This window comes from Arthrobacter sp. UYEF21 (assembly GCF_040546085.1).
Taxonomy (GTDB): domain Bacteria; phylum Actinomycetota; class Actinomycetes; order Actinomycetales; family Micrococcaceae; genus Arthrobacter.
The window spans coordinates 62,692-78,017 of sequence record NZ_JBEPNF010000018.1 but is presented as its reverse complement, the minus strand read 5'-3'; the positions used below and the strand labels follow the sequence as shown (position 1 = coordinate 78,017).

At 64.1% G+C, this 15,326-nt stretch carries 15 protein-coding genes; 2 read left to right on the top strand and 13 right to left on the bottom strand.

Going from position 1 to position 15,326, the window contains the following annotated elements:
* Both ABIB27_RS16625 and pgl read left to right on the top strand, forming a co-directional pair.
* Positions 1–198 (top strand): OpcA/G6PD domain-containing protein (locus ABIB27_RS16625; protein ID WP_190989002.1); only part of this gene is annotated, 198 nt, incomplete at its 5' end.
* A complete protein-coding gene (gene pgl / locus ABIB27_RS16620) occupies positions 188–1,006 on the top strand; it encodes a 6-phosphogluconolactonase (protein ID WP_354216996.1) in 819 nt (272 codons plus the stop codon). The genes ABIB27_RS16625 and pgl, both read left to right, overlap by 11 nt.
* Here pgl and ABIB27_RS16615 read toward each other — a convergent pair.
* The 13 genes from ABIB27_RS16615 to uvrA all read right to left on the bottom strand — a co-directional run bounded on the left by ABIB27_RS16615 (position 959) and on the right by uvrA (position 15,325).
* Positions 959–1,354, bottom strand: a complete 396-nt coding sequence (locus tag ABIB27_RS16615; protein ID WP_502909254.1) for an RNA polymerase-binding protein RbpA — start codon at positions 1,352–1,354, stop codon at positions 959–961. The genes pgl and ABIB27_RS16615 overlap by 48 nt on opposite strands.
* Before the next feature lie 110 nt (positions 1,355–1,464).
* On the bottom strand, positions 1,465–1,722 hold the full coding sequence (gene secG / locus ABIB27_RS16610) for a preprotein translocase subunit SecG (RefSeq protein WP_354216998.1): 258 nt from the start codon (positions 1,720–1,722) through the stop codon (positions 1,465–1,467).
* A gap of 50 nt (positions 1,723–1,772) precedes the next feature.
* Positions 1,773–2,588 carry a triose-phosphate isomerase gene (tpiA, locus tag ABIB27_RS16605; RefSeq protein WP_354216999.1) on the bottom strand — a complete coding sequence of 272 codons (816 nt, stop codon included), beginning with the start codon at positions 2,586–2,588 and terminating at the stop codon, positions 1,773–1,775.
* Positions 2,589–2,673: 85 nt separating this feature from the next.
* Positions 2,674–3,900, bottom strand: coding sequence for a phosphoglycerate kinase (locus ABIB27_RS16600; protein WP_354217000.1), 1,227 nt, complete (start codon positions 3,898–3,900; stop codon positions 2,674–2,676).
* Between the two features lie 10 nt (positions 3,901–3,910).
* Positions 3,911–4,921 (bottom strand): type I glyceraldehyde-3-phosphate dehydrogenase, encoded by a 1,011-nt coding sequence (gap, locus tag ABIB27_RS16595; protein ID WP_354217002.1) that lies wholly within the window; start codon positions 4,919–4,921, stop codon positions 3,911–3,913.
* Between the two features lie 262 nt (positions 4,922–5,183).
* Positions 5,184–5,810, bottom strand: a complete 627-nt coding sequence (locus tag ABIB27_RS16590; RefSeq protein WP_310164066.1) for a superoxide dismutase — start codon at positions 5,808–5,810, stop codon at positions 5,184–5,186.
* Positions 5,811–5,920: 110 nt separating this feature from the next.
* A complete protein-coding gene (gene whiA, locus ABIB27_RS16585; RefSeq protein ID WP_354217003.1) occupies positions 5,921–6,901 on the bottom strand; it encodes a DNA-binding protein WhiA in 981 nt (326 codons plus the stop codon).
* Positions 6,902–6,910: 9 nt separating this feature from the next.
* A complete protein-coding gene (locus tag ABIB27_RS16580) occupies positions 6,911–7,930 on the bottom strand; it encodes a gluconeogenesis factor YvcK family protein (RefSeq protein ID WP_354217004.1) in 1,020 nt (339 codons plus the stop codon).
* Positions 7,930–8,853 carry an RNase adapter RapZ gene (gene rapZ / locus ABIB27_RS16575; protein WP_354217005.1) on the bottom strand — a complete coding sequence of 308 codons (924 nt, stop codon included), beginning with the start codon at positions 8,851–8,853 and terminating at the stop codon, positions 7,930–7,932. The genes ABIB27_RS16580 and rapZ overlap by 1 nt, the downstream gene beginning before the upstream one ends.
* Positions 8,854–8,924: 71 nt before the next feature.
* The gene (gene uvrC, locus ABIB27_RS16570) at positions 8,925–10,931 is read right to left on the bottom strand and encodes an excinuclease ABC subunit UvrC (protein WP_354254295.1); all 2,007 of its coding nucleotides are present in this window, start codon (positions 10,929–10,931) and stop codon (positions 8,925–8,927) included.
* 19 nt (positions 10,932–10,950) lie between these two features.
* Positions 10,951–11,619, bottom strand: a complete 669-nt coding sequence (locus tag ABIB27_RS16565) for a lysophospholipid acyltransferase family protein (RefSeq protein WP_354217007.1) — start codon at positions 11,617–11,619, stop codon at positions 10,951–10,953.
* Positions 11,606–12,319: an HAD hydrolase-like protein gene (locus tag ABIB27_RS16560; protein ID WP_354217008.1), complete on the bottom strand. Its 714-nt coding sequence runs from the start codon at positions 12,317–12,319 to the stop codon at positions 11,606–11,608. Before ABIB27_RS16560 ends, ABIB27_RS16565 begins: the two co-directional genes overlap by 14 nt.
* 78 nt (positions 12,320–12,397) lie before the next feature.
* Entirely contained in the window at positions 12,398–15,325 is a 2,928-nt protein-coding gene (gene uvrA, locus ABIB27_RS16555) for an excinuclease ABC subunit UvrA (RefSeq protein ID WP_354217009.1), read from the bottom strand.
* Position 15,326: the final 1 nt, after the last annotated feature.

The window sequence follows — 15,326 nt, the reverse complement described above, 5'->3', positions numbered from 1 at the left end:
TTCCGGCCCGGACTGTCCATCGCCGAACTCACCCAGCCCGGCCAGCCCGCCCAACGCATCTCCCTGCCCCGCCGCAGCCTCAAAGACTGCCTCGCGGAAGAACTCCGCCGCCTCGACCCCGACGAAGTCTTCGGCGAAGTGATTACTATTGGACTGCCACGAACCAATCTAAGGAGCGTCCGACCCAGTGAGCGTTGAGCCCAGAGTTAGCATCCACCCTGATTCGTCCGTCCTGATGGCCGCCATCGCCGCGCGCCTGATTACCAAGCTCGTGGATGTGCAGGATAAACACGGTGAAGCCACGGTGGTCCTGACCGGCGGCACAGTGGGCATCGGTACGCTGAAGGCTGTGGCGGATTCACCGGCGGCGCCCGCCGTCGACTGGTCGAGGGTGAACTTCTGGTGGGGCGACGAGCGGTTCGTGGGGGCGGATGATCCCGACCGCAACACCAGGCAGGCGTTTGACGCACTGCTCGCCCACATCCCGGTTGATCCGGCCAGGATCAACCAGCCGGCGTCCTCGGACGACTTTGACACTCCCGAAGAAGCCGCCGAGGACTACGCCCGGCGGTTGCGGGAGGCAGCCGAGGCCGAGCACGCTGCAGACATGTCGGATGACCGGCCCGACGAACCGGGGCAACTGCCGCGGCTGGACGTGGTGCTGCTGGGCGTAGGACCCGATGCCCACGTGGCTTCCCTGTTCCCGGAACAGGGCGGAATCCGGGAAAAGGATCGGACCGTGGTGGGCGTGCGGAATTCCCCCAAGCCGCCCCCGCAGCGTATTTCCCTCACGCTGCCTGCCATAAACACTGCTGCCGAGGTATGGATGGTGGTGGCCGGCGAGGACAAAGCCGGTGCAGTCGGACTGGCGCTGGCGGGTGCCAGCCCCGTCCAGGTGCCCGCCGCAGGGCCCCGCGGTACGTCACGCACGCTATGGCTTATCGACGAAAATGCTGCCTCACGCGTCCCGCAGCAGCTCGTCCGGGAGGACGCCGCCGGCGCGTAGTTTTTCCAGCGCTCCGGCCAGGACAGCTTCGGCGTCCTGGTCGGAGCGCCGCTCTTTAACATATTCAAGGTGGCTTTTGTAGCCCTCTTCGAACTGTTCGTCCCGCGCAGCTTCCTGGCCCTCACGGGACGCCGGACAGCCGCAACGCCGGCAGTCCCAGTGGACGGGAATCTGTGCTTCGGGTAACCGAAGGAACACGAGCTGGGTTTCATGTCCCTTGGCGCACCAATAAGAAACCCTGATCCGGGGTACCCGCTCGCCCGAAGCTGCCTCAGACTGGTTCTTGGGACCGGCACCTTCTGTCACACCCACCCGGGTGCCGCGGAATGCTGACGCACTATGCACCATCGGGACTCCTGGCTGCTTAAACAAAACTGTGGCTGTTGTAAGCCAACAGCCACAGTTTAGTTCGGAGATTCCCGTGGCGGCAGTGCCGGACCACGATCGGCTGGAAGAACCTAGGAGTCGCCCGACCCGCTGAACCGCATCAGCAGTCCCAGTGCGATGATCACGACACCCCAGGTGACGCCCAGAACTACGGTGAACCTGTTCAGGTTCCGCTCTGCGACACCCGAGGAACTCAGGCCCGAACTCATACCGCCGCCGAACATGTCCGACAGCCCGCCGCCCCGTCCCTTGTGAAGCAGGATGAGCAGCGTCAGCAGAAGGCTGGTGATGCCCAGGAGAATCTGCAGAATGACATGAAGAACGTCCACGACGGCCTTTCAGAAGATTGGAATGGCGGGAGCCTGGTGTTGCAGACGGACTAGTCCGTCAGCAGGTGACTCTCGAACCTGACAATATTAGCAAACTCGGCTGGATCGAGGCTGGCCCCGCCCACCAACACGCCGTCAACGTCCCGTTCGTTCAGGATCGCAGCAACGTTGTTGGCCTTGACTGAACCGCCGTAGAGCAGGCGGATCTTGGCCGCAACGTCGTCCCCGAAAATGGTCGCCAGTTCGGCCCGGATGGCAGCGCACATTTCCTGGGCATCCCCGGGCCCCGCCACCTCACCGGTGCCGATGGCCCATACGGGCTCGTAGGCCACTACGAGTTCGGCCGCCTGCTCGGGGGTCAGGCCGGCGACGTTGGCGCGGAGCTGGGTCAGGGTGTGCTCCACGTGGGTGCCGGCCTGGCGGATTTCCAGCCCTTCACCTACGCACAGTACAGGCGTGACAGCATGCTTGTACGCCGCTTTGACCTTGGCGTTCAGGACGTCATCTGATTCGTTGTGGATGGTGCGGCGTTCGCTGTGGCCCACCAGCACGTACCGGCAGCCCAGCTTGTTCAGGAACTGGCCGGAGATGTCGCCGGTGTAGGCGCCGGAGTCGAACTGGGACAAGTCCTGGCCGCCATAAGCAACGTCGAGTTCGTCGCCCTGGACCAGGGTCTGCACACCGCGGAGGTCGGTGAAGGGCGGAAAGACTGCAACTTCCACCCGGCTGTAGTCGTGCTTGGCGTCGGACAGGGTCCAAGCGAGTTTCTGCAGCAGGGTGATGCCCTGGACGTGGTCCATGTTCATCTTCCAGTTGCCCGCAATGAGAGGCGTGCGGTCAAAAGCACCGTTCGTTGACGTAGTCATGTGTTCTCCAAAAGTCTTGATATGTGTGCGGCCGGCAGGGTACCCACGGGCACCCTGCCGGCCGGAGGACTTGGCAGTCCAGTTCCTAGCGGTCCAGGATGCTAAGTCCGGGCAGTTCCTTGCCTTCAAGATATTCCAGGCTGGCGCCGCCGCCGGTGGAAATATGACCGAACTGGTCATCCGCGAAGCCCAGGGTCCGGACTGCTGCCGCGGAGTCTCCGCCGCCCACGACTGTGAACGCCTCGGCTTCGGTCAGGGCCTTGGCTACTGCCCGGGTTCCGCCGGCGAAGGCCTCGAATTCGAAGACGCCCATGGGCCCGTTCCAAAACACCGTCTTGGCATCCTTGATCCGGTCCGCAAATGCGGCTGCCGAGTCCGGGCCGATGTCCAGGCCGATGCCCTGCGCGCCGAAGCTGCTTGACTCGATGCCGTCCGAGGGGACGGTTTCGTGGTCAGCGTCCGCAGCGAACTTGCTGGCCACCACAACGTCGGTTGGCACAACGAATTCCGTGCCGGCGTCCGCCGCGCGTTTAAGATAGTCCTGGACCACGGCGATCTGGTCCTCCTCGAGGAGGCTGCCGGCCACGCTGTGGCCTTCGGCTGCGAGGAACGTGAAGAGCATGCCGCCGCCCACCAGGATGGTGTCAGCTTTGCCGATCAGGTTGTCAATGACCGCCAGCTTGTCCGAAACCTTCGAGCCGCCGAGCACCACAACGTAAGGCCGCTGGGTATCAGCAGTCAGCTTCCGCAGGACCTCCACCTCAGTGTGTACCAGGTCGCCCTGGTAGGACGGCAGCCTGGAAGCGACGTCGTAGACGCTGGCGTGCTTGCGGTGCACGGCACCGAAGGCGTCATCAACGTAGGCGCCGTTGTCACCTGTCAGGGCCGCCAGCTCGTCAGCGAAGGCGCCGCGCTGGGCGTCGTCCTTGCTGGTTTCGCGGGCGTCGAAGCGGACGTTCTCCAGCACCAGCACCTGGCCGTCCGCCAGGGAGGCGGCGAGTTCCTTGGCAGAGCTGCCCACCGTGTCCCCGGCGAGGGTGACACTAAACGGAGCGAGCTCAGCAAGGCGGGCTACTGCGGGCTTGAGCGAGTACTTGTCTTCGGGAGCGCCCTTGGGGCGTCCTAGGTGGGCTGTTACCAGCACGCGGGCGCCGGCGTCCGTGAGCTTCGTCAGCACTGGCAGGGAGGCCTTGATACGGCCGTCGTCAGTCACTGCAGAGCCGTCGAGCGGCACATTGAGGTCACATCGAACCAGAATGTACCGCCCGCGGACACCTTCAGCGATCAGTTCGTTGAGGGTGTGGAATGTCATGTCTCTAACCCTAGCCCAGCTTGGCTGCAACAAGCTCCGTCAGGTCCACGAGGCGGTTGGAGTAGCCCCATTCGTTGTCATACCAGGACACAACCTTGACCTGGTTGCCAATGACCTTCGTCAGGCCCGAGTCAAAGATTGACGACGCAGGGTCTCCCACGATGTCGGAGGACACGATCGGAGCATCGGTGTAGGTGAGGATGCCCTGGAATTCGTCGGACTCGGAGGCCTTCTTCAGAGCTGCGTTGACTTCCTCGACGGTGGTCTCGCGGGCGACGGTGACCGTAAGGTCCGTGGCGGACCCGGTGGGGACGGGGACGCGGATGGCGTAGCCGTCAAGCTTGCCCTTGAGTTCGGGCAGGACCAGGCCGATTGCCTTGGCTGCACCGGTGGAGGTGGGGACCATGTTGATGGCCGCGGCGCGGGCGCGGCGGAGGTCGTTGTGCGGGCCGTCCTGCAGGTTCTGGTCTGCCGTGTAGGCGTGGATGGTGGTCATCAGGCCACGCTCGATGCCGAAGGTGTCGTTGATGACCTTGGCCAGGGGGCCGAGGCAGTTGGTGGTGCAGGATGCGTTGGAAATGATGTTGTGGGCTGCGTTGTCGTAGAGGCCGTCATTAACACCCATCACGATGGTGATGTCCTCATCCGAGGCCGGAGCGGAGATCAGGACCTTCTTGGCGCCGGCATCGATGTGCTTCTGCGCGGCAGCGGCCTTGGTGAAGAAGCCGGTGGACTCGATGACGATGTCTACACCGAGTTCGCCCCAGGGAAGGTTGGCAGGATCGCGCTCGGCGAGAACCTTGATGATATTGCCGTCGACGACAATGTTCCCGTCCTTGACCTCGACGGCTTCCTTCAGGCGGCCGCCCACGGAGTCGTACTTGAGCAGGTGGGCCAGAGCTTCGGGGCTGGTGAGGTCGTTGACTGCAACAATCTCAAGGTCTGCGCCCTGGGCGAGTGCTGCGCGGAAGTAGTTGCGGCCGATGCGGCCGAAGCCGTTGATACCAATACGGGTGGTCACTTTTTCAGTCTCCTTGGTGCTTGGTGAAGCACTACTAGTAAGCGGGCGTTGAAGCCAACTAACAGATCCCGCACGCCATTGAGCAGAGATGATTAACAGATCGGAGGGCGACCAGCCACGTTGCTGAAGGCTGACCGCCTTCCGTGATCCATCTTACGTTTAAGTAGGTCCGCCCCCGCAAGTGCGGGGGCGGACCTTCCACAATTCGGCCAAAATCCCGCCTAAATGTGAAGTTTGTTACAGGCGCGTGTTGCGCCGGTCACTATGGGAGGGTGATCAGACCCGTGGCGTTGGTGCGTGCGGCCTCGAAGCGCTTGGCGACGTCGGCCCAGTTGACGATGTTCCAGAATGCCTTGACGTAGTCAGCCTTGACGTTGACGTAGTCCAGGTAGAAGGCGTGCTCCCACATGTCGAGCATGAGCAGCGGGGTGGTGCCCAGCGCAACGTTGCCCTGCTGATCGTAAAGCTGCTCGATGACCAGGTTTCCGCCGATGGGCTCGTAGGCCAGGAAGCCCCAACCGGATCCCTGCAGGCCAAGGGCTGCTGCTGAGAACTGGGCACGGAAGGCGTCGAATGAGCCGAAGGCGTCATCGATGGCTGCGGCCAGTTCGCCCTCGGGCTTGTCGCCGCCGTCCGGGGACAGGTTGTTCCAGAACACCGAGTGGTTGATGTGGCCGCCGGTGTGGAACGCGAGGTCCTTGGAAAGGCGGTTGATGTTGGCGAAGTCGCCCTTGTCGCGTGCTTCGGCCAGCTGGGCCAGGGCGTTGTTGGCCCCTGCGACGTAAGCTGCATGGTGCTTGCTGTGGTGCAGCTCCATGATCCGCGCCGAAATGTGCGGCTCAAGCGCCGCGTAGTCGTAGCTGAGTTCTGGCAGTACGTACTCGGTCACAAAATCCTCCAATGTCGTGGACGGTCTGTCCGGGGTGTAGCTCTCGGATTGTGCATCCGGATGACTGGCATCCGGAAGATGGGGGTGGACGCTCTGATTCTATGGGGCCTTTACTCGTCCAGCATTTCAGGCGTCACATTTGCATCTGTGCCAGGGATGCCGAGGTCAATGGCACGTTTGTCCGCCATGGCAAGCAACCGGCGGATGCGGCCGGCAATGGCGTCCTTGGTCATCACCGGCTCGGCCAGGCGCCCCAGCTCATCCAGGCTGGCCTGTTTGTGGGCCACCCGGAGTTCGCCGGCATATTTGAGGTGGTCCGGGACGTCATCACCCAGGATCTCCAGGGCCCGGTCCACCCTGGCCCCGGCCGCCACCGCCGCCTGTGCGGAACGCCGCAGGTTGGCGTCGTCGAAATTGGCCAGCCGGTTGGCGGTGGCGCGGACCTCCTTGCGCATCCGGCGTTCCTCCCAGACCATCAGTGCATCGTGGGCTCCCATGCGGGTCAGGAGGGCTGCGATGGTGTCGCCATCACGGATTACTACCCGGTCCACTCCCCTGACCTCGCGGGCCTTGGCCTGGATGCCGATGCGGCGGGCCGCCCCCACCAGGGCCAACGCGGATTCGGGGCCGGGGCAGGTGACCTCCATGGCGGACGAACGGCCCGGCTCGGTGAGCGAACCGTGGGCGAGGAAAGCACCGCGCCACACTGCCTCGGCATCAGCGGCAGAACCGTTGACAACCGCAGAGGGCAGGCCGCGCACCGGACGCCCGCGGCCGTCCAGGAGGCCGGTTTGCCGGGCCAAAGATTCGCCGTCGCGGACCACCCGCACCACATAGCGGCTGCCCCGTCGCAGTCCGCCGGCGGAGACCACAATGATTTCGCTCTGGTGGCCATACACCTCCGCGATGGCCGCGCGCAGGCGGCGCGCGGTGGATGCGAGGTCGACTTCCGCCTCGATCACGATCCGGCCAGAGATGATGTGCAGGCCGCCGGCGAATCGAAGTATCGCCGAAACCTCAGCCTTGCGTACTGATGATTTTTTGATGTCCAGACGGGACAGTTCTTCCTTGACCGATGATGTCAGTGCCATGGCACCTTCCTAACTGTTCCCAAAAATGTCGTGGTACGCCGCTGCCAGACGTAGGGGGTCATGGACGGGTCGGCGTCCCGACGCCCTTACTTTACCCAAGACAACCTCGGCACCGATCATCCCCGCGGCTTTCTCGAACTCCTGCCGGTCCGGCACCGACGCGGGATCGGCCAGGATGACGTCGACGCTGAAGTCCGGCGCGTATCGGCGCAGGGCGTGAAGATGGTCAGCCGCCGACATGCCCGTAGTCTCCTTGGTATCGGTGGCCAGGTTCATGGTGAGGCAGCGTTTCGCGGCCGTTGCGCTGAGGGCGTCGCGCATTTCGGGCAGCAACAGGTGCGGGAGCACGGACGTATACCATGACCCCGGCCCCAGGATGATCCAGTCGGCCAGTTCGATGGCGGTCAGCGCCTCAGTACACGCGGGTGCATGCTCGGGCAGGAGCCGGACCTGTTCCAGGCAGCCGGCTACGGCGCAGCGCGCCTGCCCGCTCACGGTCTGCAGCACGGATTTGCCGTTGGCCGCGGTAACGCGGATGTCACCTTCGATGGTGAGGGGAACAGTGGACATCGGCAACACCTGCCCCCGCGCCCCAAGAAGTGCGCCGGCCCACGTGAGCCCGGCGACGGCGTCGCCAAGGAGTTCCCAGAGGGTGACGATGAGCAGGTTGCCGGTGGCGTGGTCGTCCAGGGAGCCGCCGCGGCCTTTGCCGGGCTGGAAGCGGTGCTGCATGACGTCGCGCCATGTGCGGCCCCAGTCGGTGTCGTCGCACAGGGCGGAGAGCGCCATGCGGAGGTCTCCGGGAGGGAGGACGCCGTACTCTTCGCGCAACCGCCCGGATGACCCGCCGTCGTCCGCCACAGTGACAATGGCAGTCAGCTCAGTGGTGAGCAGCCGCAGGGCCGACAGGGACGCGGAGAGTCCGTGGCCGCCGCCGAGTGCCACAACGTTGGGGCCCTTGTCCTGCTGGCCGGCAGCCGTTCCGCTGGAAAGCGGCACTAACGGCATCGGCCCGGTAAGCATCCCCATTATTCGCGGCCCAGATCCCGGTGGGTTGTGGTGACAGTCACCCGGGGATACTGCGCCAGTTTCTTGGAAAGCTCGACGGCGACCGCTACTGATCGGTGCTTGCCGCCGGTGCAGCCCACGGCGATGGTGGCGTAATGCTTGTTTTCGCGCCGGTACCCGTCCAAGACCGGTTCCAGAGCCAGCACGTAACGGTCCACGAAGTTCTTCACGCCTTCGGCCTCGAGGACATAATCGCTGACGTCCTGGTCCAGGCCTGTGTGGGGGCGCAACTGCGGGACCCAGTGCGGGTTGGGGATGAAACGGACATCGGCTACGTAGTTGGAGTCAACCGGCAGACCGTACTTGAAGCCGAAGCTCATGACGTTCAGCCGGAGGGCCACCGGGCCGGTCTCGGTGAAGAGTTCAGTGATGGCCGTTGCCAGGCCATGGACGTTGTAGTCAGAGGTATCGAGTACGAGGTCCGAGCTGTCCCGGAGCTCCTTCAGTACCTCGCGCTCGGCTGCTATGCCGTCCAGGATCCGGCCGCCCTCCTGGAGCGGATGGGGCCTGCGGCCCTGCTCGAAGCGGCGGACCAGGACGTCGTCGTTGGCGTCCAGGAACAGCACCCGGAACGTGACACCACTGGCTGCCAGGGCGCCGAGGGTGGCCCGCATGTCGGAAAAGAGGCCTTTGCTGCGCACATCCATCACCACGGCCAGCCGGGGAATGGACTGCGGCGCATGCGAGACCAGTTCAGCAAGGGTTCCGAGCATCTGCGGCGGCAGGTTTTCCACGACGTACCAGCCGTGGTCCTCCAGCGCGTCAGCGGCAGTGCTGCGTCCCGCCCCTGACATACCGGTGACCACCAGCAGCTCCGCTTCGAGGGGCTTGACCGGCGTCATGCCGTCCTGCCCCGTCCCGGATTCCGCCGTTGATTCTGCCATTCGTTCCGCCCCATTCCTGTCCTGATCCGGCAGGCAACCGCGTCGGCGGAAACCTGCGCTCCTTACCCTACCTAGGTTTCAATGATTTCGCCGGTGGCCATATTGACGGCCGGAACGGTGGCCCCGGCCCCTTCCTCGCCGCTGAAGTGGGCCACGATGGCACTGGCCAGGGAGGGACCGATACCCTTGGCGGCCGTGAGCTGCACGGCGGTTGCAGCCTTCACCCCCTTGATCGAGCCGAAGTGGGCCACCAGCGCCTTGCGCTTGGACTCCCCCAGCCCTGGCACTCCATCCAAGGCTGAGAGCGTCATGGCCTTGCCGCGCTTCTGCCGGTGGAAGGTGATGGCGAAGCGGTGTGCTTCGTCGCGGATCCGCTGCAGCAGGTAAAGGCCCTGGGACGTCCGCGGCAGGATCACCGGGAAGTCACTGTCCGGAAGCCAGACTTCCTCCAGTCGTTTGGCCAGGCCCACCACATACACGTCATCGATGCCGAGCTCCGCCAACGCCCGGGCCGCGGCATTCACCTGGGGCTGGCCGCCGTCGACCACCACCAGGTTCGGCGGGTACGCGAATTTTGCCTTCGGCGTGGCAGTGGTGGTGTCAAGCACCGCAGCATCGGCTGCCGCGTCAAGTGCGGCCTGGTGCCCGGCCAGTGCGGCTGCTTCCACCTGGGCCGACTTGTCCTGCAGGTAATAGCGGAACCGCCGCGTCAGGACATCGTGCATGGCAGCGGTATCGTCTGCCGCAGCCGCCCCGGTAACGGAAAACTTCCGGTAATCGGATTTCTTAGGCAGCCCATCCTCCACCACCACCATGGATGCCACCACGTTGGTGCCTTGGACATGGGAGACGTCAAAGCACTCAATCCGCAGGAGCGGCACCGGCAGGTCCAAAGCCTCCTGCAGCTCCTGGAGGGCCTGCGAACGCACCGTCAGGTCTCCGGCGCGGCGGGTTTTGTGCAGTTTTAACGCGTGTTCGGCGTTCTCCCGCACGGTGGACATCAGCGCCGCCTTGTCGCCGCGCTGCGGCACCCTGATATCCACCTTGGCTCCCCGAAGGCCGCCGAGCCATTCCGTCAGCTCCGCCTCGTTGCTGGGTACCACCGGCACCAGGACTTCGCGGGGCAGCCTGCCGTGGCTGTCGCCGTCCTCGCCGTAGACCTGCTGCAGCAGGTGCTCCACCAGGTCCGGTGTGGTGGAGTCTTCCACCTTTTCCACCACCCAGCCGCGCTGGCCGCGGACCCGGCCGCCCCTGACGTGGAAGACCTGGACCGCGGCCTCCAGTTCATCTTCGTGCAGGGCGAAAACATCGGCGTCGGTATCTTCGGCGAGTACCACTGCGTTGCGTTCGAAGACCTTCCGCAGTGCCGAGATGTCATCTCGGAGCCGTGCCGCGCGCTCGTAGTCGAGGGTGGCCACTGCTTCGGCCATCTGCTTTTCGAGTTTGGAGATGAAGCGTTTGGCTTCGCCGCCCATAAAGGCACAGAAGTCCTCAGCCAGGGCGCGGTGCTCTTCCGGTGTCACGCGGCCCACGCAGGGCGCGGAGCATTTGTCGATGTAGCCCAGGAGGCAGGGGCGGCCGCTGGCCTGGGCCCGCTTAAGTACGCCGGCGCTGCAGCTGCGTACCGGGAACACCCGCAGGAGTGTGTCCATGGTTTCCCTGATGGCTCCGGCGGTGTACGGACCGAAGTACCGCGTGCCTTTATGGCGGTCCCCCCGCATGACCTGGACCCTGGGGAGTTTCTCGCTCATGGTCAGGGCCAGGTAGGGGTAGGTCTTGTCGTCCCGGAAAACCACGTTGAAGCGGGGCTTGAATTCCTTGATCCAGGTGTATTCAAGCTGCAGGGACTCCAGCTCACTGCCCACCACGGTCCACTCCACACTGCTGGCCGTGTGGACCATGGCGTGGGTTTTCGGCAGTAGCCCCGCCGGGTTGGCAAAATAGGAATTCAGGCGGGACCGGAGGCTTTTGGCTTTGCCGACGTAAATGACCCGGCCGTGAGGATCGCGGAACCGGTACACCCCCGGATTGGTGGGAATTTCACCCGTCCGGGGCCTGTAAGTTGTTGGATCTGCCACTACTTCAGTCTACTAACGCTTAGTCCGTGGCCTTGCTCTGGTTGTAGCTGGTGGAGCGTTCCTGGCCGCTGAGTTCAGCGATGGCGTCCATGATCCGGTCCGTCACCTGCCGGCGGGCCGGCAGCGAATGATCCGGACCGGTCTTGTCGAAGTACAGGGGCTCCCCCACCTTCATGGTGAAGCGATGCGGCCTGAAGCCCTTCTCACCGGCCGGCTGCAGGTTCTCCGTCCCGATCAGTCCAACGGGGATCACGGGAGCTCCGGTTGCCAGGGCAAGCCAGCCTACGCCGGTGCGGCCGCGGTAGAGAATGCCGTCCCGTGATCGTGTGCCTTCAGGGTAGATGCCGATGCCTTTGCCCGCCTCCAGGATGTCCAGGAGGGTCCTGAGGGCCTGGACGCTTGCCGCCTGCTCGCCCCGTTCAACCGGAATGGAACCGACAGACTCGAAAAACGATTTCATGACCTTTCCCTTGACGCCGCCGGTGGTGAAGTACTCCGCTTTGGCGAAGAAGGCCACCGGCCTGGGCATCAGGGCCTGGACAATGACGCTGTCAAAGAAGGAGAGATGGTTCGGCGCAACGATGAACGGACCGTCTTTGGGCACGTTCTCGAGGCCGATGACGGTGGGCCGGCAGGTGCCCGAAACGAGGCCGCGAAATGTCCAGCGGACAGCCTCAAACAGCTCCATCGTTGCGCACCTCGCTCATCGCGGCGGTGTGAAGGCCCTCAAGCCGTTCGATCGCAGCGATCATGCCGGTGGTGGTCTCCACCACGGTGACGGCCCCGGCGAGCTCGAGTTCGCCGTCGGGCGCGAAGCCCCAGCCGACGCCAATGCAGTCGAGCCCGTTGGCGATGGCGCCGGCCACATCCTGGGCGCGGTCGCCCACCATTACAGCGTGCTGGGTGGACAGATCGGCCAAGGCAGCCGCGATGATGTCCGCTTTGCCGACCGGACCGTCAGTGGCGGATTCGTTGTCCGCGGATCCCCGGATTGACTGGAACAGGCCCGCAACGCCGTGGTGCTGGAGCACAATCTGCGCCAGCCCTTCGGGCTTCTGCGTGGCGACGGCGATAGGCCTGCCTGCCTTGACAAACCCCTCCAGCACCTCCCTGATGCCGGGGTACAGGCGGCTCTGGGCGATTCCAGTGGCCACGTAGTACTGCCGGTAGCGCCGGATGACGTCGGCCAACTTGTCCGCCGGGACCATGGCGACGCTGAGGAGGGAATCACTCAGTTTGGGGCCGATCATGGCGTTCAGCAGGTCGGCGTCAGGGACCGGGAGGCCTGAGGCCACCAGGGCGGATGCGATTCCGCCGGTAATTCCGCCTGCCGGGTCGACAAGAGTGCCGTCCAGGTCAAAGATCACGGGCACTGTTGTTTGAGTCACCGGCTTAGTTTCTCACGACACCGCACATGCCTGAAACTCGCATGCCCGACACGGCATACGTCGTCGCCGGCCAACCGCCTAAGACAATATTTCCGCGAGGAAAGAGGCAGTGTGGCCAGCAGTCGACTTCGCCACCTGCTCGGGCGTGCCCGTAGCCACGATCTGCCCCCCGCCGGAACCGCCGTCGGGTCCAAGATCCACGATCCAGTCGGCACTCTTGATGACGTCCAGGTTGTGTTCGATGGTGATCACCGTGTTTCCCTTGTCCACCAGCCCCTGCAGAACCATCAGCAGCTTGCGGATGTCCTCGAAGTGCAGCCCCGTGGTGGGTTCGTCAAGAACGTAGACGCTGCGCCCGTTGGAACGCTTTTGGAGTTCGGCGGCGAGCTTGACGCGCTGGGCTTCGCCGCCGGACAGCGTGGTAGCTGGTTGCCCCAGCCGCACATAGCCCAGGCCCACATCGACCAGCGTGTTGAGGTGCCGGGCGATGGGCGAGAAGGCAGCAAAGAACTCTGCGCCTTCCTCAATGGGCATGTTGAGGACATCGGCGATGGTCTTGCCCTTGTAGTGCACTTCCAGGGTCTCGCGGTTGTACCGTGCACCGTGGCAGACCTCGCAGGGAACGTATACGTCGGGCAGGAAGTTCATTTCGATCTTCAGCGTGCCGTCACCGGAGCAGGCTTCGCAGCGCCCGCCCTTGACGTTGAACGAGAACCTTCCCGGCAGGTAGCCGCGGACCTTTGCCTCAGTGGTTTCGGCGAAGAGCTTGCGGATGTTGTCAAAGACGCCGGTGTACGTTGCCGGGTTGGACCGCGGGGTGCGCCCGATAGGGCTCTGGTCCACGTGGACCACCTTGTCCAGGTGCTCCAGGCCCATGATGCTCTTGTGGCGCCCGGCAACCTGCTTGGCCCCATTGAGCTTGTTGGCCAGCACCTTGTAGAGGATTTCGTTGACAAGGGTGGACTTGCCGGAGCCGCTGACGCCAGTGACTGCGGTGAAGAGACCCAGCGGGAAAGCCGCATCCACGTTGACAAGGTTGTTTTCGCGGGCGCCAATAACCTTCAGCTCGCGCTTCTTGTCGTACTTGCGCCGCTTCTTGGGGACGTCGATTTTCTTGCGGCCGGACAGGTAATCGCCGGTCAGCGAGTTGGTGTTCTCCAGAAGGTCCTTGTAGGAACCGGAATGCACCACCTGGCCGCCGTGCTCGCCGGCGCCGGGGCCAATGTCGACAATCCAGTCCGCCACCTGGATGGTGTCCTCGTCATGTTCGACCACAATGAGGGTGTTTCCCATGTCCCGGAGCCGGGTCAGGGTCTCAATCAGCCGCCGGTTGTCCCGCTGGTGCAGACCGATGGATGGCTCGTCGAGAACGTAAAGGACACCCACGAGGCCGGAACCGATCTGGGTGGCGAGCCGGATGCGCTGCGCTTCGCCGCCGGACAGGGTTGCAGAGGGCCGTTCGAGGTTCAGGTATTCGAGTCCGACGTCGAGCAGGAAGGTCAACCGGGCCTGGATCTCCTTGAGCACCTGGTGCGCGATCTGTGCTTCCCGGCTGGTCAGGACCAGGTTGTTCAGGAAATCCGCGCACGCCCTCATGGGCATGGCAGCTACGTCGGCAATGGACTTGCCGCTGATCAGGACAGATAAGGAGGCAGGGTTCAACCGGGCGCCGTTGCAGGCGGGGCAAGCGATCTGCCGCATGTATTCTTCGTAGCGGTCGCGGGCCCACTCGGAGTCGGTTTCGCCGTGCTTCCGGTGGACATACTGGATGGCGCCTTCGAAGCCGGTGCTGTACTTCCGCTCCCGTCCGAAACGGTTCTTGTACTGGACCACCACCTTGTGGTCCTTGCCATGCAGGACAGTCCGGCGGACGTCGTTGCCCAGCTTCTCCCACGGTGTGTCCATGGAGAAGCCGAGTTCCTTGGCCAGGCCGGCAAGCAGGCGGTTCCAATATTCGGTGGTGGCGGTACCGAGGGACCACGGCGCGATGGCTCCTTCGGCCAACGACAGCTCCGGGTTGGGGATGATCAATTCCTCGTCAACCTCCAGCCGGGTGCCGATGCCGCTGCAGGCGGCGCAGGCACCGAAGGGATTGTTGAAGGAGAACGATCGCGGCTCGATCTCGTCGATGGCCAGGGGATGTTCGTTGGGGCAGGCGAGGTTCTCTGAAAATGCCCGGAGCCTGCCAGGGGCGTCGGCTTCCAGCTCAACGAACTCGGCCAGCACGCGGCCCTCAGCGAGGCCCAGGGCTGTCTCCACGGAATCGGTGAGCCGCTGGCTGATGCCTTCCTTGACCACCAGCCGGTCCACCACAACTTCAATGGTGTGCTTGAACTGCTTGCCAAGTTTGGGGGGCTCGCTGAGCTGGATCAGTTCGCCGTCCACCCTGGCGCGGGAATAGCCCTTCGCAGTCAGTTCCTTGAAGAGTTCAACGAATTCGCCCTTGCGTGCCCGCACCACCGGCGCCAGGATCTGGAAACGCGTGCCGTCCTCAAGCTCAAGAAGTTGGTCCACAATCTGCTGGGGGGTCTGCCGGGCAACAAGCTCACCGCAGACAGGGCAGTGCGGCCGTCCGACGCGCGCCCACAGCAGGCGCATGTAGTCGTAGATTTCGGTGATGGTGCCCACCGTTGAGCGGGGGTTTTTGCTGGTGGACTTCTGGTCAATGGACACTGCCGGCGAGAGGCCCTCGATGAAGTCAACGTCCGGTTTGTCCACCTGGCCCAGGAACTGGCGGGCGTAAGCCGACAGGGACTCAACGTAGCGCCGCTGGCCCTCGGCAAAAATGGTGTCGAAGGCGAGGGAGGACTTTCCGGAACCAGACAGGCCGGTGAAAACGATCATGGCGTCACGGGGCAGATCCAGGTCCACGTTGCGCAGGTTATGCTCCCGCGCCCCCTTCACCACAAGGCGGGAAAGGTCAGGTCTGGCCGGGGTGGCTGGGGCCTGGGTGACGGTGACAGGAGCGGACGGGACTGCTGTTTCTTCAGCTACGGCTTTAGGCACC